The 24,134-nt window shown below is 52.7% G+C and carries 16 protein-coding genes; 7 read left to right on the top strand and 9 right to left on the bottom strand.

The window, feature by feature from the left end:
• Window positions 1–252 precede the first annotated feature (252 nt).
• Window positions 253–981, bottom strand: coding sequence for a bifunctional 2-polyprenyl-6-hydroxyphenol methylase/3-demethylubiquinol 3-O-methyltransferase UbiG (gene ubiG / locus OGV69_RS18650; protein WP_038642230.1), 729 nt, complete (start codon window positions 979–981; stop codon window positions 253–255).
• Window positions 982–1,139: 158 nt separating this feature from the next.
• Between ubiG and gyrA the strand changes: the two genes are divergently transcribed.
• Window positions 1,140–3,776: a DNA topoisomerase (ATP-hydrolyzing) subunit A gene (gyrA, locus tag OGV69_RS18645; RefSeq protein ID WP_069323406.1), complete on the top strand. Its 2,637-nt coding sequence runs from the start codon at window positions 1,140–1,142 to the stop codon at window positions 3,774–3,776.
• Between the two features lie 42 nt (window positions 3,777–3,818).
• Here the strand turns inward: gyrA and OGV69_RS18640 are convergent, their stop codons facing one another.
• From OGV69_RS18640 to atoS, 6 genes are all read right to left on the bottom strand, one after another.
• Window positions 3,819–5,003 carry an acetyl-CoA C-acetyltransferase gene (locus OGV69_RS18640; protein ID WP_069323407.1) on the bottom strand — a complete coding sequence of 395 codons (1,185 nt, stop codon included), beginning with the start codon at window positions 5,001–5,003 and terminating at the stop codon, window positions 3,819–3,821.
• A 30-nt stretch (window positions 5,004–5,033) separates the two neighbouring features.
• Window positions 5,034–6,356, bottom strand: a complete 1,323-nt coding sequence (locus tag OGV69_RS18635; RefSeq protein WP_038642224.1) for a TIGR00366 family protein — start codon at window positions 6,354–6,356, stop codon at window positions 5,034–5,036.
• A complete protein-coding gene (locus OGV69_RS18630; RefSeq protein ID WP_038642222.1) occupies window positions 6,353–7,003 on the bottom strand; it encodes a 3-oxoacid CoA-transferase subunit B in 651 nt (216 codons plus the stop codon). The genes OGV69_RS18635 and OGV69_RS18630 overlap by 4 nt, the downstream gene beginning before the upstream one ends.
• Window positions 7,004–7,005: 2 nt before the next feature.
• The gene (gene atoD, locus OGV69_RS18625; RefSeq protein WP_069323408.1) at window positions 7,006–7,665 is read right to left on the bottom strand and encodes an acetate CoA-transferase subunit alpha; all 660 of its coding nucleotides are present in this window, start codon (window positions 7,663–7,665) and stop codon (window positions 7,006–7,008) included.
• 197 nt (window positions 7,666–7,862) lie between these two features.
• Complete coding sequence (atoC, locus tag OGV69_RS18620) at window positions 7,863–9,248, bottom strand: acetoacetate metabolism transcriptional regulator AtoC (RefSeq protein ID WP_069323409.1); 1,386 nt, start codon at window positions 9,246–9,248, stop codon at window positions 7,863–7,865.
• Entirely contained in the window at window positions 9,245–11,083 is a 1,839-nt protein-coding gene (atoS, locus tag OGV69_RS18615; protein WP_069323634.1) for a two-component system sensor histidine kinase AtoS, read from the bottom strand. Before atoS ends, atoC begins: the two co-directional genes overlap by 4 nt.
• Window positions 11,084–11,251: 168 nt before the next feature.
• Between atoS and rcsC the strand changes: the two genes are divergently transcribed.
• Window positions 11,252–14,098, top strand: coding sequence for a two-component system sensor histidine kinase RcsC (gene rcsC / locus OGV69_RS18610; protein WP_286469444.1), 2,847 nt, complete (start codon window positions 11,252–11,254; stop codon window positions 14,096–14,098).
• 87 nt (window positions 14,099–14,185) lie between these two features.
• Here the strand turns inward: rcsC and rcsB are convergent, their stop codons facing one another.
• A complete protein-coding gene (gene rcsB / locus OGV69_RS18605; protein WP_003027592.1) occupies window positions 14,186–14,836 on the bottom strand; it encodes a response regulator transcription factor RcsB in 651 nt (216 codons plus the stop codon).
• 16 nt (window positions 14,837–14,852) lie between these two features.
• Window positions 14,853–17,522, bottom strand: a complete 2,670-nt coding sequence (gene rcsD / locus OGV69_RS18600; RefSeq protein ID WP_038642214.1) for a phosphotransferase RcsD — start codon at window positions 17,520–17,522, stop codon at window positions 14,853–14,855.
• A 741-nt stretch (window positions 17,523–18,263) separates the two neighbouring features.
• Here rcsD and OGV69_RS18595 point away from each other — a divergent pair.
• The 5 genes from OGV69_RS18595 to OGV69_RS18575 all read left to right on the top strand — a co-directional run bounded on the left by OGV69_RS18595 (window position 18,264) and on the right by OGV69_RS18575 (window position 24,045).
• Window positions 18,264–19,364 carry a porin OmpC gene (locus tag OGV69_RS18595; protein ID WP_038642212.1) on the top strand — a complete coding sequence of 367 codons (1,101 nt, stop codon included), beginning with the start codon at window positions 18,264–18,266 and terminating at the stop codon, window positions 19,362–19,364.
• Between the two features lie 115 nt (window positions 19,365–19,479).
• The gene (gene apbE / locus OGV69_RS18590; RefSeq protein ID WP_069323411.1) at window positions 19,480–20,532 is read left to right on the top strand and encodes an FAD:protein FMN transferase ApbE; all 1,053 of its coding nucleotides are present in this window, start codon (window positions 19,480–19,482) and stop codon (window positions 20,530–20,532) included.
• Between the two features lie 79 nt (window positions 20,533–20,611).
• A complete protein-coding gene (ada, locus tag OGV69_RS18585; RefSeq protein WP_069323412.1) occupies window positions 20,612–21,676 on the top strand; it encodes a bifunctional DNA-binding transcriptional regulator/O6-methylguanine-DNA methyltransferase Ada in 1,065 nt (354 codons plus the stop codon).
• Window positions 21,676–22,326 (top strand): DNA oxidative demethylase AlkB, encoded by a 651-nt coding sequence (gene alkB / locus OGV69_RS18580; protein ID WP_069323413.1) that lies wholly within the window; start codon window positions 21,676–21,678, stop codon window positions 22,324–22,326. Before ada ends, alkB begins: the two co-directional genes overlap by 1 nt.
• Window positions 22,327–22,401: 75 nt before the next feature.
• Window positions 22,402–24,045: a multidrug ABC transporter permease/ATP-binding protein gene (locus OGV69_RS18575; protein ID WP_069323414.1), complete on the top strand. Its 1,644-nt coding sequence runs from the start codon at window positions 22,402–22,404 to the stop codon at window positions 24,043–24,045.
• Window positions 24,046–24,134 lie beyond the last annotated feature (89 nt).

Genomic DNA, 24,134 nt, shown 5'->3' with positions numbered 1-24,134 from the left:
GACGTTAAATTGAGGTTGCAAAAGGGTAAGAATCGCTAAGTGCGCGTCTTATAAGGCCTGGCGGGGATGTCAATAATTGAGAAAAAAAATAGAAAATTTGATCGAGTGCTGATTTCTTCATCTAAGGCGAAGAAAGTTCTTATGATCTGGCACAGGAATTGTAGGCCTGATAAGCGAAGCGCCATCAGGCCCTGTTCCTGTCGGCATGCCGAATAGCAGCGTTGGACGCCTTATCCGGCCTACAGGAAGCGGTTAATCAACGCTGGCAGTGGTATGGACCATATAGTTCACATCTACGCCCGGACCGAGTTTAAAGCTGTTGGTGATCGGGTTGTAATGCAGGCCGGTCATATGACGCTCTTTCAGCACGGTCTGATCTACCCACTGTAATAACTCTGCAGGCTTAATAAATTTTTTCACATCGTGCGTGCCTTTCGGCACCATGCGCAAAATATATTCCGCTCCGACCACGGCCATCAGCCAGGATTTGCCGTTGCGGTTAAGTGTGGAGAAAAACACTTCGCCGCCCGGTTTGACTAGCCTGGCGCAGGCGCTGACCACCGACTGCGGGTCCGGCACGTGCTCCAGCATTTCCATGCAGGTCACCACGTCATACTGGTGCGCATGTTTTTCCGCGTGCTCTTCGACGGTTTCCTGGACGTACTCGACCTGGATACCGCTCTCCAGCGCATGCAGCTTTGCTACCTGTAACGGTTCAAAGCCCATATCCAGGCCCGTGACGGTTGCGCCTTCGCGCGCCATACTTTCCGCCAGAATGCCGCCGCCGCAGCCGACGTCGAGTACCTTTTTACCAAACAGGCCGCCTGAGCGCTCCGTGATGTAGCCCAGACGCAGCGGGTTAATGCGGTGCAGTGGCTTAAATTCCCCCTCAAGGTCCCACCAGCGTGACGCGACTGCTTCAAACTTGGCAATTTCTTCATGGTCAACGTTGTGACTTACCGGGGGTTTTTCGGCATTCATTGGGGCTTCTACTCCTAAATTTGCGATGCAAATGAGTATATCAGCCTGACGGGATGAATAAAGCCTCTGTCAGGGGGAATCCATTTACCTGAATCTGTGCGAATGTGTTATAATTTGCGACCTTTGAATCCGGGATACAGTAGAGGGATAGCGGTTAGATGAGCGACCTTGCGAGAGAAATTACACCGGTCAACATTGAGGAAGAGCTGAAGAGCTCATATCTGGATTATGCGATGTCGGTCATTGTTGGCCGTGCGCTGCCAGACGTCCGAGATGGCCTGAAACCGGTTCACCGTCGCGTACTTTACGCCATGAACGTATTGGGCAACGACTGGAATAAAGCCTATAAAAAATCTGCCCGTGTCGTTGGTGACGTAATCGGTAAATACCACCCTCATGGTGATATCGCCGTTTACGACACCATTGTTCGTATGGCGCAGCCATTCTCCTTGCGTTACATGCTGGTAGATGGTCAGGGTAACTTTGGTTCTGTCGATGGCGACTCCGCAGCGGCGATGCGTTATACGGAAATCCGTATGTCGAAAATCGCCCATGAGCTGATGGCTGACCTGGAAAAAGAAACGGTTGATTTCGTCGATAACTACGACGGCACCGAACAAATTCCTGACGTCATGCCGACCAAAATTCCTAACCTGCTGGTGAACGGTTCGTCCGGTATCGCGGTAGGTATGGCAACCAACATTCCGCCGCACAACCTGACGGAAGTGATCAACGGCTGTCTGGCATACATTGACGATGAAGACATCAGCATTGAAGGGCTGATGGAGCATATTCCGGGTCCGGACTTCCCGACCGCCGCGATCATCAACGGTCGTCGTGGTATCGAAGAAGCCTACCGTACCGGTCGTGGCAAAGTGTACATTCGCGCCCGCGCGGAAGTCGAAGCCGACGCCAAAACCGGCCGTGAAACCATCATCGTCCATGAAATTCCGTATCAGGTGAACAAAGCGCGCCTGATCGAGAAAATCGCCGAGCTGGTAAAAGACAAACGCGTTGAAGGCATCAGCGCGCTGCGTGACGAGTCTGATAAAGACGGTATGCGCATCGTGATTGAAGTGAAACGCGATGCGGTCGGGGAAGTGGTTCTGAACAACCTTTATTCCCAGACCCAACTGCAGGTTTCTTTCGGTATCAACATGGTTGCGCTGCACCATGGTCAGCCGAAGATCATGAACCTGAAAGATATTATTGCCGCGTTTGTACGCCACCGTCGTGAAGTCGTAACGCGCCGTACTATCTTTGAACTGCGTAAAGCCCGCGACCGTGCGCATATCCTTGAAGCGTTGGCGATTGCGTTGGCGAACATTGACCCAATCATTGAACTGATCCGCCGCGCGCCGACCCCGGCAGAAGCGAAAGCTGCGTTGGTTGCGCGTTCGTGGGAACTGGGTAACGTGTCCGCCATGCTGGAACGTGCCGGTGATGACGCCGCGCGTCCTGAATGGCTGGAGCCGGAATTTGGCGTGCGTGACGGTCAGTACTACCTGACTGAACAGCAGGCCCAGGCGATTCTGGATCTGCGTTTGCAGAAACTGACCGGCCTTGAGCATGAAAAACTGCTCGACGAATACAAAGAGCTGCTGGAGCAGATTGCTGAACTGCTGCATATTCTGGGTAGCGCAGATCGTCTGATGGAAGTTATCCGTGAAGAGATGGAGCTGATTCGCGAGCAGTTCGGCGACGAACGTCGTACCGAAATCACCGCCAACAGCGCTGACATCAATATCGAAGATCTGATTAGCCAGGAAGATGTTGTCGTGACCTTGTCTCATCAGGGCTACGTGAAATATCAGCCGTTAACCGATTACGAAGCACAGCGTCGTGGCGGTAAAGGCAAATCAGCAGCACGTATTAAAGAAGAAGACTTTATTGACCGCCTGCTGGTGGCCAACACCCATGACACGATCCTCTGCTTCTCCAGCCGTGGTCGTTTGTACTGGATGAAGGTTTATCAGTTGCCGGAAGCCAGCCGTGGCGCGCGTGGACGTCCAATCGTCAACCTGCTGCCATTGGAAGCGAACGAACGTATCACCGCTATTCTGCCGGTACGCGAGTACGAAGAAGGTGTGAACGTCTTTATGGCGACCGCCAGCGGTACCGTGAAGAAAACCGCGCTGACCGAGTTCAGCCGTCCGCGTTCCGCCGGTATCATTGCGGTTAACCTGAACGAAGGCGACGAGCTGATTGGCGTTGACCTGACGTCCGGTAGTGACGAAGTCATGCTGTTCTCTGCCGCGGGTAAAGTAGTGCGCTTTAAAGAAGATGCCGTTCGTGCGATGGGTCGTACCGCGACCGGCGTACGCGGTATCAAGCTGGCAGGCGAAGACAAAGTCGTTTCTCTGATTATTCCGCGCGGCGAAGGCGCTATCCTGACCGTGACGCAAAACGGCTACGGTAAGCGTACCGCGGCAGAAGAGTATCCGACCAAGTCTCGTGCGACTCAGGGCGTTATCTCCATCAAAGTGACCGAGCGCAACGGCTCTGTTGTTGGCGCGGTGCAGGTTGAAGATACCGACCAGATCATGATGATCACCGATGCAGGTACGCTGGTGCGTACTCGCGTGTCGGAAATCAGCGTAGTAGGGCGTAACACCCAGGGCGTGATCCTCATCCGTACTGCAGAAGATGAAAACGTTGTGGGTCTGCAACGCGTTGCTGAGCCGGTTGATGATGAAGAACTCGACTCCATCGACGGAAGTGCCGCTGAGGGCGACGAGGATATCGCGCCTGAAGCAGAAACCGATGATGATGCAGCGGATGACGCTGACGAGTAATTGAGATGTTATGAAAAGGGCCGGAGAAATCCGGCCCTTTTTTTAATTCATGCGTTCCACAATCATTGCGATTCCCTGACCGCCACCAATGCACAGCGTGGCAAGCCCAAGCGTTTGATCGCGTGCCTGTAGCGCATGCAGCAGCGTAACCAGAATTCGTGCGCCGCTGGCGCCAATAGGATGTCCCAGCGCAATGGCCCCGCCGTTGACGTTAACCTTTTGCGGATCGAACCCCAGCATTTTGCCGACGGCAAGAAACTGCGCGGCAAATGCCTCGTTGGCTTCGATAAGATCGATATCGGACAGCTGTAGCCCGCTCAGCTGTAGCGCTTTTTGCGTGGCCGGAACCGGCCCCATCCCCATCATCGCCGGTGCCACGCCGCCGCTGGCCCAGACTTTGATCCGCGCCAGCGGTTTCAGCCCTGCCGCCAGTGCCGCAGACTCTTCCATTACCACTAATGCCGCCGCACCGTCGTTGATCCCCGAAGCGTTGCCTGCGGTGACGGTTCCTGTTTTATCAAAGGCCGGGCGTAAGGCGGCGAGCCCTTCCGCCGTTGAGTCAGCTTTGGGAAACTCGTCGCGCTCAAAGATGATGGTTTTTTTACGGGACGACACGCTGACGGGCACGATTTCAGCCTCGAATGCGCCGGACGCGATGGCAGCCACGGCTTTACGTTGCGACTGCAGTGCCAGTTCATCCTGCATTTCGCGGCTGATGCCGTACTCTTTGGCGACATTTTCTGCGGTGATCCCCATGTGGTACCCATGCTCGGCGCAGATTAGGCCGTCGCGCAGAATAACGTCTGACAATTGCCCATCACCAAGACGATATCCCCAGCGGGCCTTTGCGTCTAACAGGTAGGGGGCCTGGCTCATGTTTTCCATCCCTCCCGCCACGATCGCCTGAGCTTGTCCTGCCTTAATTGCGAGGGCGGCAAGCGCTACGCTTTTCAGGCCCGAGCCGCACACTTTGTTGACGGTAAAGCCGCAAACTGTGTCGGACAGGCCGCTTTTTAACAATGCCTGACGCGCCGGATTTTGTCCGAGTCCTGACTGCAACACGTTGCCCATAATCACCTCGTCCACGCGTTGAGGGTCAAGGTGTGAACGCTCAAGGGCGGCTCTAATGACGGTGGCTCCAATCTCGACGGCACCCGTTGTTGCCAGTGCGCCGTTAAAACTGCCGATTGCGGTACGTGCCGCGCTGACGATGACACAGTTTTTCATTTTTCAGTTCCTTTTAATAAGTTGTTGCCGTCAGAACAGGGTCAATCCAATAACAAAAATGACGCCGGAGAAGAGCAGGGCGGTGATGCAGTACCCCATAATGTCGCGCACGCCCAGCCCGGCGATGGCCAGAGCCGGTAGCGCCCAGAATGGTTGTGCCATGTTCATCCACTGCTCCCCGTAGGCGATGGCCATCACTGATTTGCCAAGATCGGCACCCAGCGCCTGCGCCGCAGGCATGACGAACGGTCCCTGAATAACCCAATGGCCGCCGCCGGACGGCACGGCAAAGTTAATCAGCGCTGAACTGAAGAAGGTCATCAGCGGGAAGGTATCTTTGTTGGCGACGTTAATGAAAAATTCGGTAATAAGCCCACCGAGACCGGAGTGCTCCATCATCAACTGAATACCGGCGTAGAAGGGGAATTGCACCAGAATTCCGGCGGTGCTACGTGCGGCAGCGCTGACGGCGCGCATATAGGCCATCGGTGTTTTATGCAGCAGCAGACCGGCAATCATAAACATCAGGTTGACGGTATTGATGGTGATGTTGAAACCTTTCTCGGCAAAGTAGATGCCCAGATAGGCAATACCTAATGCACCGATGATCAGTGCCAGAATGCGGCTTTCTTCCAGTTTTTCCGACGGCGGCGCGTCTGGTGGCAGCTTCTTCTGAAAATCAGCTTCTTCCAGTAATAGTTTCGGATCGATGCTCACCACATCTGTAGGTTTTGGCGTCATCATGCGCGTGATGAACGGCATTACCACAATCAGCGCCACGGTGATGAAGATATTGAAGCCGGTGAACAGGGTATCCGCGACGGGAATTAATCCCGCTATGTGCTCGACCGGGTTGCCAGGCGTTGCCGCCAACAAAGGCATTGAGCCGGAAAAACCACCGCCCCAGGTCAGGAAGCCGATGTAGGCGCAGGCAATCAGTAACGGATAATCGGAACCCGGTACCCGACGAGCGACTTCGCGGGCGAACATCGCCCCGACCACCAGACCGAATCCCCAGTTGATAACGCAGGCAACCGAACCAAAAAAAGTGACCAGCATTACGCCCTGGGCGGGGGTTTTGGCAGCGGATGCCGCCGTACGCAGCAGGCTTTTCACCGGCCCGGAACTGGCTAACGCATGGCCGGTCACGATGATTAGCGCCATCTGCATACCAAACGCCAGCAGGTTCCAGAAACCGTCACCCCAGAATTTCACCATGCTGATGGGCGTCTGTGGCGTTAACCATAGCGCGATGCCGAAGGTCAGCAATGTTAACAACATGGCGAAAATCAGCGGGTCGGGCAGCCAGCGGCTGACCACCCGTGTCATAAAGCGAGCGATGCGGCCAATCATGCGTCACCTCGCAGGATGAGCAGATCGTCGGCAATAGCAAACTGCGCTTCGGTTTTTTCACGCAGCGTGGCGATATCACATCCTTCGACAATTTCAGTCAGCCACATTTTGCCGTCAATAAAGCGGAATACGGCAAGTTCAGTGACCAGCATGTGCACAGCATGCTGCGCGGTGAGCGGCATGGTGCATTGCCGCAGGATTTTCGCTGAGCCGTCTTTCGCGCAATGCTCCATGGCAATAATGACTTTCCGTGCACCGGTCACCAGATCCATAGCGCCCCCCATGCCGGGCACCATCTTGCCGGGAACCACCCAGTTGGCAAGGTTTGCCTGCTCATCGACCTGTAACCCACCCAATACACAGGCATCAACGTGACCGCCGCGAATCAACGCGAACGACATGGCGCTATCAAACATCGCCGCGCCTGGCAAAATACCGCACGGTTGGCCGCCCGCGTTTACCAGGTCAGGATGCGCGGTGGTCACCGGGCCCAGTCCCAGAAAACCATTCTCAGATTGCAGCGTAATGTGAATATCTGCAGGCAAGTAGTTGGCTACCATGGTTGGCAGGCCAATACCTAAGTTGACGATATCGCCATCGCGAAGCTCTTGCGCCACCCGGCGCGCAATACGTTGTTTAGCATCCATGATTAGCTCTCCTGTGGAATGACGATATGGTCGATAACGGCGCCGGGGGTAACAATCTGGTCAGGCTGCAGCTCGCCTGTTTCAACCATTTCATCCGGTTCAACCAGCGTGATGTCAGCGGCGAGAGCAATCAGAGGGTTAAAGTTTCTGGCGCTGAGCTGGTAGGTGAGGTTGCCAAGCATGTCAGAGCGATGGGCGCGAATAAGCGCTAAATCGGCGCGCAATGGGCGTTCAAGAAGCCAGGTTTTGCCCTCGAGCGTGATGGTCTGCTTACCATCTTCCACGATGGTGCCAACGCCGGTAGGCGTCAGAAAACCACCAAGACCCGCGCCGCCGCAGCGAATTTGCTCGATCAGGGTACCTTGCGGAACCAACTGTACGTCCATCTCGCCGGCAATCATGCGACGACCGGTTTCCGGGTTGGTGCCAATGTGCGAGGCAATGACTTTGCTCACCCGTCCATTGACGATCAGTGGCCCGATACCGGTATCGACAAATGCAGTATCGTTAGCAATCAGCGTCAGATCTCTGACGCCGGATTCCAGCAGGGCTTCAACCAGGCGAGGCGGTGTGCCAACCCCCATAAAACCACCGACCATGATGGTCATGCCGTCACGAAAGAAGCCTGTAGCGTCTTGTAAGGTAATCAGTTTTGTTTTCATTATGTTTCCCTTTTGCATACTCCATTTTGGGTACGCTCAGGGAAGTGCAAGCAGAATGCCAGGATGCTTTAAAAAACGTATTAATTTTAATTGTTTGAATTTATTAATGTATTTCTATATTTCTAACGGAGAGGGAAAGCGAGGGGCTATGCAGAATTTTGCGCAGTGTGCAAAATTCTGCATAGCAAATTTGCGTATCAGGAACCCGAAGGGTCGATGCCGTACTCTTGTAATTTATACATCAGGGCGCGTCGGCTAATCCCCAGCATCAAGGCCGTGCGGGTGCGGTTGCCGTCCTGACTGTCGAGGACTTCGAGGATAATGCGTTTTTCCTCACGCTTAATCTCTTCTTTCAGATTGCGCTCCCCGGAGTGAGTCGGTTTTGTCTCTGTCGTGGCGCTCACCGGGTTGCGGAAAGCGTCGGGGAGATCGTCGGCAAAAATTATCGCGCCAGTATTCATAATGACGGCACGTTCGATGACGTTTGACAGTTCACGAATGTTACCCGGCCAGGGCCAGGCGGTGAGCATCGACATTGCCGTCGGGTCGATCTCGATAATATCGCGCTGATTTTCAGCGCTGAATTTTTGTAAAAAGTGGTTGGCGAGTAAGGCAATGTCTTCACGACGCTCGCGTAAGGGAGGCAAAGTTAAATGGATAACGTTGAGCCGGTAAAACAGGTCTTCGCGAAACGTTCCTTCCTTCACCATGGTTTGCAGGCAGCGGTTGGTAGCGGCGACGATACGAATATCAACGCGAATGGTCTGGTGCCCGCCGATGCGTTCAAATTCTCTCTCCTGCAAAATACGCAGCAGTTTGGCTTGTAACACCAGCGGCATCTCACCAATTTCATCAAGCAACAGCGTTCCCTGATGAGCGCGCTCGAACAATCCCTGACGCAACGTCTGTGCCCCGGTAAAAGCGCCTTTTTCGTGACCAAATAGCTCGCTTTCCAGCAGCGACTCCGGCAGAGCCGCGCAGTTAACTTTGATAAATGGGCCATTGGCGCGTTTGCTGTTGTAGTGAATGGCGCGGGCGATCAGCTCTTTTCCTGTGCCGCTTTCACCGCTTATCAGAACATTGGCCTGTGAGAGGGCGATTTTCGCTGTGTCTTTACAGATATCCATCATACGCGGACTGTTGGTCAGAATATGCCCCCACTGCCAGCTGGTGCTCAACGCTTTGTGTAGATTGCGGATTTCCTGTTTCATCTCCTGCAGTTGCAATGCGCGTTGAATCACCATGCTAAGCTCGTCGAGATCAAAGGGCTTAATCACGTAATCAAATGCGCCGCTACGTAGCGCTTCTACGGCGGTTTCGACTTCGGCATACGCGGTCATCAGAATGACAGGGATACGGGGGTGCTGGGCGCGCATCACTTTCAGCGCGTCGATGCCGTCCATCTCCGGCATGCGAATATCCATCAGCACGACGTCTGGCTGCGTTTCGCTAAACAGGCTCAGCGCGGCTTTCCCGTCGCTGGCGCAATGCGTTTCATGCCCTTGCAGGGAAAATGCGGTGGCAAGCATACGGCGAACATTTTCTTCATCATCAACGATGAGAATACGGTATGTCGTTTTCATTCTGACGGATTTCCCAGCGGGTTAAGAGGTAAAATCAGGGTAAATATCGCCCCACAGCCAGGCTGGCTGGTTACGTGGATATCCCCCTGATGCGCATTGATGATGCGCTGGCTCAGCGCCAGTCCAAGACCCGTGCCTGACGCTTTCGTTGTATAAAAGGGATCGAATATTTTCTTCTGAATGGCGAGATCGATACCATTGCCATTATCTTCAATCATCACGGCCTGTTGTGAGGCCGAGTATTGCCAGGTGCGAATGCGAATTTCGCCTCGCGCAGCGATCGCCTGTACTGCATTGATTAAAATGTTGAGGATCACCTGCTTGAGGAGTTCGCGATCGGCGACGATCGGCGGCAGGCTGGGATCTAGTTCCGTGGTAAAACCAATCCGTGCCTGAAGGCCGGCGGTTTGCACCAGGATTAGCGTCTCTTCAATCAACGCATTGAGCTGAATCTGCTGCCACTGGCTTTGTCGCGGACGTGAAAAATCTAACAGCTGTTGAATAACTTTATTGATGGAATCAATTTCGTTAAGCACAACAGATAAATACTCCTGATGTTCCGGCAGGGAGGTTTGCTGGCGGATGATCTGGACGTAGCCACGGATTGCGGTCAGCGGGTTTCTCACTTCATGCGCGACCCCGGCCATCAGTTCACCCAGAGTGGCGAGCCTTTCGGTTTGCGCCAACCGACGCTGGGTCTCTTTCCGGGCGGTTAAATCGGAGAAAATAACCAGCGCGCCAATCAGTTCGCCGTGTGCGTTATGGATCCGGCTGGTGGTAACACTTATCTCAATGGTGCGTTCACGTCCCGGAAAGCTAATCTCCTGAGCCACGTGCTCAGTACCGTGCTCGAGAGTATCCAGTACCGGGCTATGAAACTGCGTGTTGGCAAACAGCGTCGCATAAGACTGCCCCACCAACTCATGCAGCGAGTAGCCCGTTATCTGCTCTGCCGCCGGGTTCATGGTGGTGACGTCACCTTGTCTGTCGATGGCGATCACACCATCTGCGGCATTTTCAATAATCAGATCGTTGAGGGTTTTGGTGTCCCGTAGCGTTTGCGCCAGCGCATTAACGCTACGGCTGATTTGTCCCAACTCGCCGGGGAGTTCAGGCAGTCGGGCGGGCGTTTTTTGTGCCAGCGTTGAGAGTCCATCAGTGATAATGTCGATATTCGCACTGAGTCGGCGTGAAAAATGCACGATCAACAGCAGGCTAAAGATGAGCCCGGTAACCAGTACGGCAATTATCCTGACGTCCATTCTCCAGGCCTGCTGGCGAATATCTTGGGTTAGTTCATTGGCCCAGATATACCCAATAACCTCTCCCTGGCGCTCTATTGGGATCATGGAGTTGAGTATGTCGCCACGAACCTGTCGCCCTGAATAGACCACTGGCGCATTGTTACTCATTACTTCGCGTCCCGGATGATCGTCGGTGATAGTGATACCTACATTGCTCTGATACAGCGCAGAGGGCGCGTAGGTGATAATGGCATCCAGCGCTTTGTGGTAATACCCTGCGCCAACGCCGGGAAACGCCCGGGTAATTCGCTCGGTAACGGGAGCTAACTCATGATTAAGCGCCCGAATGCGCTCTTCGCGCGGCAGGTTATCGTAGTCGTTAAAGCTGTCGCCCAGCGCATCGTTTAGCAGCGCTATGACTGATGACAGTTTTTTCTCTTTTTCAGATAAGACTGCTGAACGGCCTTCAGTTTCTACGATATAACCTATGGATATCGTCGGAATGATGACCATCAGAATGGCCATCATGATCATTTGGTTGCGTAATCGTCGTGGATATAACCGACGAGCCAGCCATCTCAGGTCGCGCATTCTGACATCCGTGCAGTGTGTTTCAGGCAAACGACGATTATCACGGGTTAAGACAACGGTTTCAGAGCGGTGTATCATATTCCCGTAAAGAGAGGGCATTGCGACGCCGGACATTTACCGCTACCTTAACCACACTCTATTAATGCCCTGAGGCGGAGCTTCGCCCCTTTGAAATACCTTGCTTCCGTTCATTCAACCCTAAAAGTCTCACGCTACCTGTTCAGAGCGTTGGCGCTCCTGATCTGGTGTCTGATCGCTTTTGCTTCTGTGTTCTACATTGTGAACGCGCTGCACCAGAGAGAGTCTGAGATCCATCAGGAACTTAACCTCAGCTCCGATCAGGCCCAGCGTTATATCCAGCGCACATCGGATGTTATTAAAGAGCTGAAATATATTGCCGAGAATCGCTTAACGGCGGAAAACGGCGTGATGTCGCTGCGGGCGCGGGATGACAAAACCGTCGTACCTAATTTTGAGCCGCTGTTTGCCGACTCCGACTGTTCGGTGATGGGCAACGCCTGGCGAGGTTCTCTGGAGTCGCTGGCGTGGTTTATGCGCTACTGGCGCGACAATTTTTCTGCTGCCTATGATTTGAATCGCGTATTCCTGATCGGCAGCGATAATCTCTGTATGGCGAACTTTGGTCTGCGTGAGATGCCCGTCGAACGTGACCAGGCCCTGAAAGCGCTGCATGAGCGCATTATTAAGTATCGCAATGCGCCGCAGGATGAAAACGGTAATAACCTGTTCTGGATTAGCCAGGGGCCGCGTCCTGGAGTGGGCTATTTCTATGCGCTGACGCCGGTTTATCTTGCCAACCGTCTGCAGGCGCTGCTGGGCGTGGAACAACCTATTCGCATGGAGAACTTCTTCACGCCGGGCAGTTTGCCGATGGGGGTGACCATTCTCGATGAAAATGGTCATGCGCTGATTTCGCTCACCGGCCCTGAGGGGAATATTAAGGCTGAACCACGCTGGATGCAGGAGCGTTCCTGGTTTGGCTATACGCCGGGTTTTCGCGATCTGGTGCTGAAGAAAAATCTCCCGCCGTCATCGCTGAGCATTGTGTACTCTGTTCCGGTTGATCTGGTGCTGGAGCGGATCCGCATGATGATCCTGAACGCTATTCTGCTGAATGTGCTGGTCGGCGCGGCATTGTTTATGCTTACGCGTATGTATGAGCGGCGTATTTTTATTCCTGCGGAAAGCGATGCTCAGCGCCTGGAGGAACACGAGCAATTTAACCGTAAAATCGTGGCTTCCGCGCCGGTGGGAATTTGTATTTTGCGCACGCTGGATGGCATTAACATCCTGAGTAATGAACTGGCGCATACCTATCTGAACATGCTGACGCATGAAGACCGGCAACGGTTAACGCAAATCATCTGCGGCCAGCAGGTTAATTTTGTCGATGTGCTGACCAGTAACAATACCAATCTGCAAATCAGCTTTGTGCATTCGCGCTATCGCAATGAAAACGTGGCAATTTGCGTCCTGGTTGACGTCAGCGCGCGCGTTAAAATGGAAGAGTCGTTGCAGGAGATGGCCCAGGCGGCAGAACAGGCGAGTCAGTCCAAATCGATGTTCCTTGCGACAGTGAGCCATGAGCTGCGCACGCCGCTGTATGGCATTATCGGTAACCTCGATTTGTTGCAAACCAAAGAGTTACCCAACGGGGTGGATCGCCTGGTGACGGCGATGAATAACTCTTCCAGCCTGCTGTTGAAAATTATCAGCGATATTCTCGATTTCTCGAAAATTGAATCTGAACAGTTGAAGATTGAACCGCGCGAGTTCTCACCGCGTGAAGTGATGAGCCATATTACGGCAAACTATCTGCCGCTGGTGGTGCGTAAGCAGTTGGGATTGTACTGTTTTATCGACCCGGATGTGCCCGTCGCGTTGAATGGCGATCCTATGCGTTTACAGCAGGTGATCTCCAATCTGCTGAGTAACGCGATCAAGTTTACCGATACCGGCTGCATTGTGCTGCATGTGCAGTGTGACGATGATTACCTCAGTATCCGTGTGCGTGATACCGGGGTGGGTATCCCCGCCAAAGAAGTGGTCCGTTTGTTCGATCCTTTCTTCCAGGTGGGCACTGGCGTACAGCGTAATTTCCAGGGAACCGGGCTCGGTTTGGCTATCTGTGAAAAACTGATCAGCATGATGGATGGCGACATTTCCGTTGATTCAGAACCGGGAATGGGCAGCCAGTTTACGCTGCGTATTCCTCTTTATGGCGCCCAGTATCCGCAGAAAAAAGGCGTAGAAGGACTGGCTGGCACCCGTTGCTGGCTGGCGGTGCGCAACGCATCGCTGTATCGCTTTGTCGAATCCAGTCTGATGCGTAACGGGGTGACGGTGCTGCGTTATGAGGGGCAGCGCCCGGATGCTGATGACTTGTTGGTTGCCGACGATGTGCTGGAACAGGCGTGGCAAGGACGTGCCGCGGTGATTTTCTGCCGCCGCCATATTGGGATTCCGTTGGAAAGGGGGCCAGGGGAGTGGGTGCACAGCGTGGCGTCACCGCACGAACTGCCCGCGCTGCTGGCGCATATTTACAGCGTTGATCTGGGGAGTGAAGAACTCTCGACGGCGCTACCCGCTCCGGATAAAGTCGGCGCTACCAACGATGACATGATGATACTGGTGGTCGACGATCATCCTATCAACCGGCGTTTACTGGCCGATCAACTGGGATCGTTGGGATATCAGTGTAAAACGGCGAATGATGGTGTCGATGCCCTCAATGTACTGAGTAAAAACCATATCGACATCGTGCTGAGCGACGTCAACATGCCAAACATGGATGGTTATCGCCTGACTCAGCGCATCCGCCAGTTAGGTTTAACGTTGCCGGTTGTGGGCGTGACGGCAAACGCGCTGGCTGAAGAGAAGCAGCGGTGTCTGGAATCCGGTATGGATAGCTGTCTTTCCAAGCCAGTGACATTAGATGTATTGAAGCAAACGCTGACGGTCTATGCGGAAAGAGTGAGGAAGGCGCGGGGATAAAGATGCCGGATAGCGGGGTTTGCCTTACCAGGCCTACGGAACAAACTGTTCGTAGGCCTGATAAACGCAGTGCCATCAGGCAGTTAATTACTCTTTATCTGAAGGACTCAGCGTCACGGAAGAGAGGTAATTCAACAGCGCGATATCGTTTTCCACACCGAGTTTCATCATCGCCGATTTTTTCTGGCTGCTGATGGTTTTAATACTGCGGTTGAGCTTTTTGGCAATTTCAGTCACCAGGAAACCTTCGGCAAACAGGCGCAGAACTTCGCTCTCTTTCGGTGACAGGCGTTTGTCGCCATAGCCACTGGCGCTGATTTTTTCCAGCAGACGAGAAACGCTTTCCGGAGTAAATTTCTTCCCCTTTTGCAGCGCGGCCAGCGCTTTCGGCAGGTCTGTTGGCGCGCCTTGCTTCAGGACAATCCCTTCAATATCGAGATCCAGCACCGCGCTCAGGATAGCCGGGTTATTGTTCATGGTCAGTACAATAATCGACAGGCTCGGGAAATGGCGCTTGATGTATTTTATTAACGTGATCCCATCACCGTATTTATCTCCTGGCATGGAGAGGTCGGTAATCAACACATGAGCATCTAACTTAGGCAAATTGTTGATCAGTGCTGTGGAGTCTTCAAATTCGCCGACAACATTAACCCACTCGATCTGTTCAAGTGATTTACGAATACCGAACAGTACAATCGGGTGGTCATCGGCAATAATTACGTTCATAGTGTTCATGTATTGGGCTACCTTGCTACAGCAAGCTCTTGACGTATGCGTCAATGTCGCTGATGTATTTTTCTATACCTGGAGCATCTTTCTCTTGAATAAGATGTTCCAGCGCTTCACATAACTGCTTGCCGGGTACCAGATTAAGCATGGCAAACACGCCTTTCAGGCGATGAGCCGTTTGGGCTAACGCAGCGAAATCACTGATTGCTGCCTCAGTATACAACCTCTTAACATCATCCGGTACTGTGTCTACAAAGAGTGCATAGTAACCGCTGGCATGAAGTTCGGCGTTTGCATCTCCGCCGAGGGGGAGCTCCTGGAGCTCTTCTTGTGCCAACTGCTCTTCTATCAGCTCGAGGACAGCTTCCTGCATAGCATTGCTCATATTAAAGTTGACGCGCAGCTGACCGGGGCCAATTTTCCGTACGCCAGACTCATCATCGCTTAAAAGCAAGCCCGAGGCAGTAAGATTAGACGGATTATCTGTTAAAAAGAGATCATATTCTTGACTATTCAACCGTTCGTCGGGCGTGATGCAGGTTGCCCCCCAGTTTTCCAGTTGACGTAATACAATGCTCCGTACGTCATTAGACGTCACATCAACCATCACGCAGACGTCATCTAACAGGCGCTCTTCACTATCAGCATGTTGATCGTGCAGTGGCATTTTAACATGGACTATATAACGTGTTCCAAGCTCTTCCCGCGCTTTAATGTTCAGGTGTCCACCCAGCTTACGGGCTAACTGATCGCACAGCCAAAACGTTAACGGGTTGGCTTTGCCATAACGATCGCCTTGTGTGTCATTAATGAACGGGAAATGCAGGTTATCAACTTCCTGTAACGTGACGCCTTCCCCGGTATCCAGAATGCGGAAGGTCAGACGTTCAGCTTCCGATTCATCCTGATCGACCTCCAGTGTGATTTTACCAATCTGCGTGGTGGTTACCGCATATTGAATCAGCAGCAGCAAAATACGACGCAGGGCATCGCGGTCGCCACGGCGTTCGTCATGAGCGCTAAGGTGATTTTTAATCAGTAGCTGCAGCCCTTTACGCTTAATGGCCGGCAACACCTCCGGGACCACGTCGTCAATCAACGCCTGCACGGAAAACAGCGTCGATTCACCTTTCCAGGCGTCGCTTTCCAGCAAGTTAGCCAACTGGATTTCATCCACCATGCGAACCAGAACGTCGGCCTGATTGGCCAGTTTTTGGCTGTCGGGGGTATTGAGCGCGGCGGCATTAGCAGCCAGTGTTTTAGCCGGGTCCTTCAGCGCATTACCAATATTCTGCATAAAGGCCGCGCGGGCCTGCTGGTTTTTCTCATACAGCCGCTGCGCTTGCTTCAACTTCTTATTAACCAGTACTTCACGGTCCTGGTCACGAATGATAAAGATCTGCGTTCGCGATGAGATCTGGCTGCGAAACAGCCTGATTTCATACAGTTCATTATTGATAGTGGCCTGAATGACGCCCTGATGTTGTTCCGCCATACTGGTAATATTTTGCAGATTTAAATGCGGCAGCAGGTGGTCGGCAATTTTATTGCTAATTACCGTGCGGTTGGCTTCTTGATCGTGCACCAACAATCCCAGCGGCAGCAGGGAAACAATCTCTTCATTGATCGCACGCAGGATCCGCAGTTCATTATTTGCCGCATGATTTGGCGCCACTTCGGTTGAACGGGCAGGGAGGTGACGAAAGGTGGTATAACCAAACAGCGCCAGGGCCAGCAACGCGATGTTCAGTAACAGCGGCAGCAGAATGTTTTGCAGCGTATCGAGTAGCAATGAGCCAAATGGAACCTGCCAGACCAGCCGCATATCCGTCGTGTCCAGCGCCGATGAGATCTCAATTTTACTGTTGTTGAAGCTAATACTGACGCTGTCAGGCGACTCTTTTTCATTAACATGTTCAGTCGTTGAACTGGCATCAGGGACCAGATGGAAACTGTCCAGCGGCATGCCGGCAGGGATCAGGTCATTAATCGGCAGGTCAAAGGCGACAACCGTTGCCAGATGTCCCGGCTGATTAAAGGTCGTGCGCAGCGTGAAGTAATGTCCGTTTTGCCAGACCAGACGGCGCAACGACGAGAAGCTTTCGCGCTCATCCAGCGCATTGGCCTGCTGCAACATTTCAGCGCGCCGGGAGTCGACAATATTACCGATCGTCGATTCCTTAAAGCCGGAAGTCAGATCTTTTAGCGGCAATGTTGAGATAAGGATCAGGCTATTGTCCTGACCATTAAGGTAATACATTGACCATGGAATATTTTCCGCGCCCCACAGCGTATCCAGATAGGTTGAGATTCGTTGGGTCATCTCCAGCGTAGAGCTGTCATGCGAGCCGAAAATCAGCGCCTCGGTTTTTCTGCGAGGTTTTTCAAGATAGTAGACATCTTGTTTCAGGCGAGTTTCCTGCAGCCCTTCTGCGCCAGGCGAGCTCGGCGTGGCGGCAATATTGTCATAAATTTGCCAGGTCACGTATCGCCAGGTATCGACCCTTTTATGAATGGCATGGGTGATATCGACAATCTGATAGCTCTTATCCTTTAGCCAGGTATTGACGGCGCTCTGGACCATGACGCCCATCATCACCAACAGCACCACGATCAGTAATAAGAAGTAACGGGTAATATTTCCCGGTAGTAGGGAGAATCGGGTAGAAGCCGTTGTGTCAGACTGACTCATTCGTGTTTATGACCTGTTAAACGACGCGAAAGTTGAAGGGGCAGTATAAAGGGTAATGTATGAATTGCCATACCTGGACCATGCCACAGAGTTTGCATTGTCTACGTCACATTTTGCTGCAACCCTTGATGGTGCAAAGGTGTACAGCGGATAATAACGGGTACAAATATTTTGTAGTGAATGTATACATTTAGCATTAAATAACAAGAAATTAATAATAAGGTTTATTTCTGATTTCGACGTGACGGGGTGATTAATAGACGTGATAGTTTTTCATCGGTAGCACAGAGCAGTCAGCTTTGTGTAAAGAAGAGTAAAAAAAAACCGAACGCAGAGCATTCGGTTGAAATAGGGGTAAACAGACATTCATGAATGAATGACGGTAATAAATAAAGTTAATGATGATAGCGAGTCTATTTTAGTTGCGAGTGAAGATTTTTTTTTATCATTCAGTGCTATGGTTGTCATTTGTTTAATTTATTGATTTATATATACTTTATAATGATTCTTGACTATTTGTGCTTATTCTCTCCATTTTCTTAATTAAAAAAAGTTCCCTTTTGTTAATATTTTGAAACATCTACATAGATAAATGAAACATCTTTAAAGTATTAGTATCATATTCGTGTTGGATTATTCTGTGTTTTTGCGGAGAATGAAGTTGCCGACTGGTTAATGAGGGTTAGCCAGTGAGCAGTGGCATAAAAAAGCAATAAAGGCATATAACAGAGGGTTAATAACATGAAAGTTAAAGTACTGTCCCTCCTGGTACCGGCTCTGCTGGTAGCAGGCGCAGCAAATGCGGCTGAAATTTACAACAAAGACGGCAACAAATTAGACCTGTACGGTAAAGTCGATGGTCTGCACTATTTCTCTGATGACTCTACTAAAGATGGCGATCAGACCTATATGCGTATCGGCTTCAAAGGCGAAACCCAGGTTAACGACCAACTGACCGGTTATGGCCAGTGGGAATACCAGATCATGGGTAACTCCTCTGAAAACGAAAACAACGCCTGGACCCGTGTGGCGTTTGCTGGTCTGAAGTTCGCTGATGCAGGTTCTTTCGACTACGGTCGTAACTACGGCGTGGTTTACGACGTAACGTCCTGGACCGACGTTCTGCCGGAATTCGGCGGCGACACTTACACTTCTGACAACTTCATGCAGCAGCGTGGTAACGGCTTCGCGACCTACCGTAACACCGACTTCTTCGGTCTGGTTGATGGCCTGAACTTTGCCATTCAGTACCAGGGTAAAAACGGTAGCCCGGAAGGTGAAGGTATGACGGGGGTGACCGGCAACGGTCGTGATGCACTGAATCAGAACGGCGACGGCGTTGGCGGATCTATCACTTATGATATCGGTGAAGGTTTCTCCCTGGGTACTGCAGTCACCAGCTCTAAACGTACTGACGAGCAGAACAAGCTGAACTTCGGTACTGGCGATCGTGCTGAAACTTACACTGGTGGTCTGAAATACGACGCGAACAACGTGTACCTGGCAGCACAGTACACCCAGACCTACAACGCAACGCGTGCGGGTAACCTGGGCTGGGCTAACAAAGCGCAGAACTTTGAAGCTGTTGCGCAGTACCAGTTCGACTTCGGTCTGCGTCCGTCCGTGGCTTACCTGCAGTCTAAAGGTAAAGACCTGAACAATGGTTACGGTGACCAGGACATCGTGAAATATGTTGATGTTGGCGCAACCTACTACTTCAACAAAAACATGTCCACCTATGTTGATTACAAAATCAACCTGCTGGATGACAACCAGTTCACCCGTGATGCTGGCATCTCTACCGATGATATCGTAGCACTGGGCCTGGTTTACCAGTTCTAATCTGCGTTCATGTTGTTAAAAGGCCCTGCGGGGCCTTTTTTAATGCTATTTTTTCGCCGTACAAACAACGATTTTTGGTGTACTCTTGCGCCCGTTCGCATGAGGATAATTACGTATGGAAATGAATTTTTATCGCGCAGCGCTAATAGCTGTGACGATCTTTTTTGTCGGGTGCGATGAGGCCCCGAAACCGGCTCAGGCCACACAATCCGCCACCGTTCTGGAAGGTAAAACGATGGGCACTTTCTGGCGGGTCAGCGCGGTGGGCGTGGATGCCAAACGCGCCAGGGAGTTGCAGGCGAAGATCCAGACTCAGCTTGATGCTGACGATCAGCTTCTTTCAACCTATAAAAATGATTCTGCTCTGATGCGCTTTAATCTGTCGAAAAGCTTGTCGCCGTGGCCGGTTAATGACGCTATGGCGGATATCGTCACGTCGGCGCTGCGAATTGGCGCGAAAACCGATGGGGCGATGGATATTACCGTGGGACCGTTGGTCAACCTGTGGGGTTTTGGTCCGGATCAGCAACCCGTGCACATTCCCACTCAGGCGCAAATTGACGCCGCAAAAGCGCAAACCGGACTTTCACATTTGAAAGTGATTAATGAGGCTCATCGGGATTACCTGCAAAAAGATCTGCCCGATCTGTATGTAGATCTGTCTACCGTTGGTGAAGGTTATGCCGCCGATCATCTGGCGCGACTGATGGAGCAAGAGGGGATCGCCCGTTATCTTGTTTCCGTTGGCGGTGCGCTAAACAGTCGTGGTATGAATGCGGAAGGCCATCCATGGCGGGTGGCGATCCAGAAACCCACCGATCGTGAAAACGCGGTGCAAGCGGTTGTCGACATTAACGGGCACGGCATCAGCACCTCCGGTAGCTACCGTAACTATTACGAGCTGGACGGTAAACGCCTGTCGCATGTTATCGATCCGCAAACCGGTCGTCCGATCGAACACAATCTGGTGTCTGTGACGGTGATAGCGCCTACAGCGCTGGAGGCTGACGGCTGGGATACCGGTTTGATGGTGCTCGGCCCGGAAAAGGCTAAAGAGGTGGTGCGTCGTGAAGGGCTGGCGGTGTATATGATTATGAAAGAGGGGCAAGGGTTTAAAACCTGGATGTCGCCGCAGTTTAAAAGCTTTCTGCTCAGCGAAAAAAATTAAAAAGCAAGATTGCGGGTTTTTATACCTGGCTATCAGGACACACTGAGGCTAAGCGCTATGCTTAACAAAGGAGTCCATAATGAAAAGTCGTTTACACATAACTGATGATGACCGCTGGCAGTCTGTTGTGGATCGTGATGCTGACGCCGACGGTCAGTTTGTTTTCGCCGTCCACACCACCGGTATTTTCTGCCGTCCGTCCTGTCGGGCGAAACATGCGCTGCGCAAAAATGTCAGTTTCTTTGCTGATGCCGAGCAGGCGCAGGCCGCCGGGTTTCGGCCCTGTAAACGCTGCCAGCCGGATAAAGACAGCGCGCAGCAGCATCGGCTGGACAAAATAGCCCACGCCTGTCAGTTGCTGGAGCAGGAGTCGCCCCTCACGCTGGATGAGCTGGCGCAGCAGGTGGCGATGAGCCCGTATCACTTGCACCGTCTGTTTAAAGCCACGACGGGCATGACCCCGAAAGCGTGGCAGCAGTCCTGGCGCGCTCGTCGTCTGCGCGATGCCCTGGCAAAAGGGGCGCCAGTAACCGAGGCGATTCTGAACGCCGGATTCCCCGACAGCAGCAGTTATTACCGAAAAGCGGATCAGGCACTAGGGATGACCGCCAGGCAATTTCGCAAAGGCGGCGACAACGTTTCTGTGCGCTATACCCTGACAGATTGCGCCCTGGGTCGTTGCCTGGTGGCGGAAAGCGAACGCGGTATCTGCGCGATCTTGCTGGGTGATGATGATGCTACATTGGTTGCGGAACTGCATGAGCTGTTTCCCGCCGCTCAGGATGAGGCAGCCGATGCTGATTTCCAGCAGCATGTGCGTGAGGTCATTGCCGCGATTAATACGCGCAATACGCCACTGTCGCTGCCGCTGGATATCCGCGGGACCGCATTCCAGCTGCAGGTGTGGCAGGCGCTGCGCGCAATCCCATGTGGTAAGACGGTTAGTTACCAGCAGTTAGCCAGCGCCATCGGTAAACCGAAAGCGGTGCGCGCGGTGGCCAGCGCCTGCGGAGCCAACAAACTGGCGATTGTCATCCCGTGTCACCGGGTGATCCGTAATGATGGTGCGCTTTCGGGCTACCGCTGGGGTATTGCGCGCAAGGCGCAGTTACTGCAACGAGAAATCTCTGGGGAGGAAACGTAATGCTTGATCTCTTTGCGGATGAGAAACCCTGGCAGGAACCGCTGGCATCCGGCGCGGTAATTTTGCGGCGTTTTGCCTTTGAGTCCGCACCGTCTTTGCTGCAGGCGATCGCGACTGTCGCCCGACAGTCGCCGTTTCGCCAGATGGTGACGCCCGGCGGTTACACGATGTCGGTGGCGATGACCAACTGTGGTCATTTGGGCTGGACGACGGATCAACATGGCTACCTTTATTCTCCGTTTGACCCGCTTTCCGGTGCGCCATGGCCGCCGATGCCGGATGCTTTCGCTGCGCTGTGCCAGCAGGCGGCTACGGCGGCGGGCTATGCCGATTTTCAACCCGATGCCTGCCTTATTAACCGCTACACGCCAGGGGCGAAACTGTCATTACATCAGGATAAAGACGAACCTGACCTGCGGGCGCCTATCGTTTCTGTTTCGCTGGGGTTACCGGCCATCTTTCAGTTTGGCGGTTTGCGCCGTAACGACCCTTTAAAACGTTTACTGCTGGAGCATGGCGATGTCGTGGTATGGGGTGGGAACTCACGGCTGTTTTATCATGGGATCCAGCCGCTTAAGACAGGGTATCATCCGTTAACCGGTGACTGTCGTTACAATCTGACGTTTCGCCAGGCTGGTAAAAAAGAATAAAAATAAGAATTATTATTGCTGTCGGCAAAGAGATGTTTAAACTGCGGGCTGTTATTACTTGTCCGGGTTGTTTGCATGGAACTTTTACTTCTTGTCTGGCGGCAGTATCGCTGGCCATTTATCAGCGTCATGGCGCTCAGCCTCGCCAGCGCTGCATTGGGAATTGGGCTGATTGCGTTTATTAACCAGCGCCTGATTGAAACGGTCGACACCACGTTGATGGTGCTGCCGGAGTTTCTTGGCCTGCTGCTATTGTTGATGATTGTTACCCTTGGCTCACAGCTGGCGTTAACCACGCTGGGACACCACTTTGTTTACCGCCTGCGTAGTGAATTTATCAAGCGTATTCTGGACACCCACGTCGAGCGTATCGAACAACTTGGCAGCGCCTCGTTGCTGGCCGGTTTAACCAGCGATATCCGCAACATCACCATCGCTTTTGTTCGTCTGCCTGAGCTGGTGCAGGGGATTATCCTGACCATTGGGTCGGCGGCATATCTGGCGATGCTATCAACCAAAATGCTGCTGGTGACGGCAATCTGGATGGCAATCACCATCTGGGGCGGGTTTGTGCTGGTCGCGCGGGTATATAAACATATGGCGACCCTGCGCGAAACAGAAGACAAATTGTACAACGATTACCAGACGGTGTTGGAAGGGCGCAAAGAGTTGACGCTCAACCGCGAGCGCGCCGAGCATATCTTTAATCAATTATACGTCCCGGACGCTAAAGAATATCGTCACCATATTATCCGTGCCGATACCTTCCACCTCAGCGCGGTGAACTGGTCGAACATTATGATGCTGGGCGCCATTGGCCTGGTGTTCTGGATGGCTAACAGTCTGGGCTGGGCGGATACCGCCGTGGCGGCGACCTATTCGCTGACGCTGTTATTCCTGCGTACGCCGCTGCTTTCTGCCGTTGGCGCATTGCCGACGCTGCTCACCGCACAGGTCGCTTTTAACAAGCTGAATAAATTCTCACTGGCGCCCTTTAAGGCCGAATTCCCGCGACCAACCGCGTTTCCGGACTGGCAAACGCTGGAGCTGCGTAACGTGGTATTCCACTATCAGGATAATGCGTTCTCTGTCGGACCGGTAAATCTGACTATTCGTCGCGGGGAACTGATCTTCCTGATTGGCGGCAATGGTAGCGGGAAATCCACACTGGCTATGTTACTCACCGGGTTGTATCAGCCGCAGTCAGGCGAGATCCTGCTCGACGGCAAAGCGGTTGCTGTCGAAAAACCAGAGGACTATCGCCAGCTGTTCTCCGCCGTGTTTACCGACGTCTGGTTGTTCGACAAACTGCTCGGTCCGGAAGGTAAAGAGGCCGATCCGGCGCTGGTGGCGAAGTGGCTGGAACATCTGAAGATGGGTCACAAGCTTGAGCTGAACGATGGGCGTATTCTCAATCTCAAGCTGTCGAAAGGGCAGAAAAAACGCGTAGCGCTGCTGCTGGCGCTGGCGGAGGAGCGTGACATTATTCTGCTGGATGAATGGGCTGCCGATCAGGACCCGCACTTTCGCCGTGAGTTCTATCAGGTGTTATTGCCGCTGATGCAGGAAATGGGTAAAACCATCTTCGCTATTAGCCATGACGATCACTATTTTGTTCACGCCGATCGTCTGTTGGAGATGCGTAACGGACAGTTAAGTGAATTAGTGGGCGATGAGCGTGACGCCGCCTCGCGAGATGCCGTCGCTCGTACTGCGTAATCCCAGCAACCGCCGGTTTTTTAGCCGCCCGGCGGTTGCGTTTATTGTTATTTACATAAATCGGCATCATGATTAATGATATTTCATAT

Source organism: Citrobacter sp. Cc139 (assembly GCF_030334645.1).
Lineage (GTDB): Bacteria > Pseudomonadota > Gammaproteobacteria > Enterobacterales > Enterobacteriaceae > Citrobacter > Citrobacter werkmanii.
Note: the sequence above shows the minus strand (reverse complement) of the source record. Positions and strands in the feature narration are given on the sequence as shown.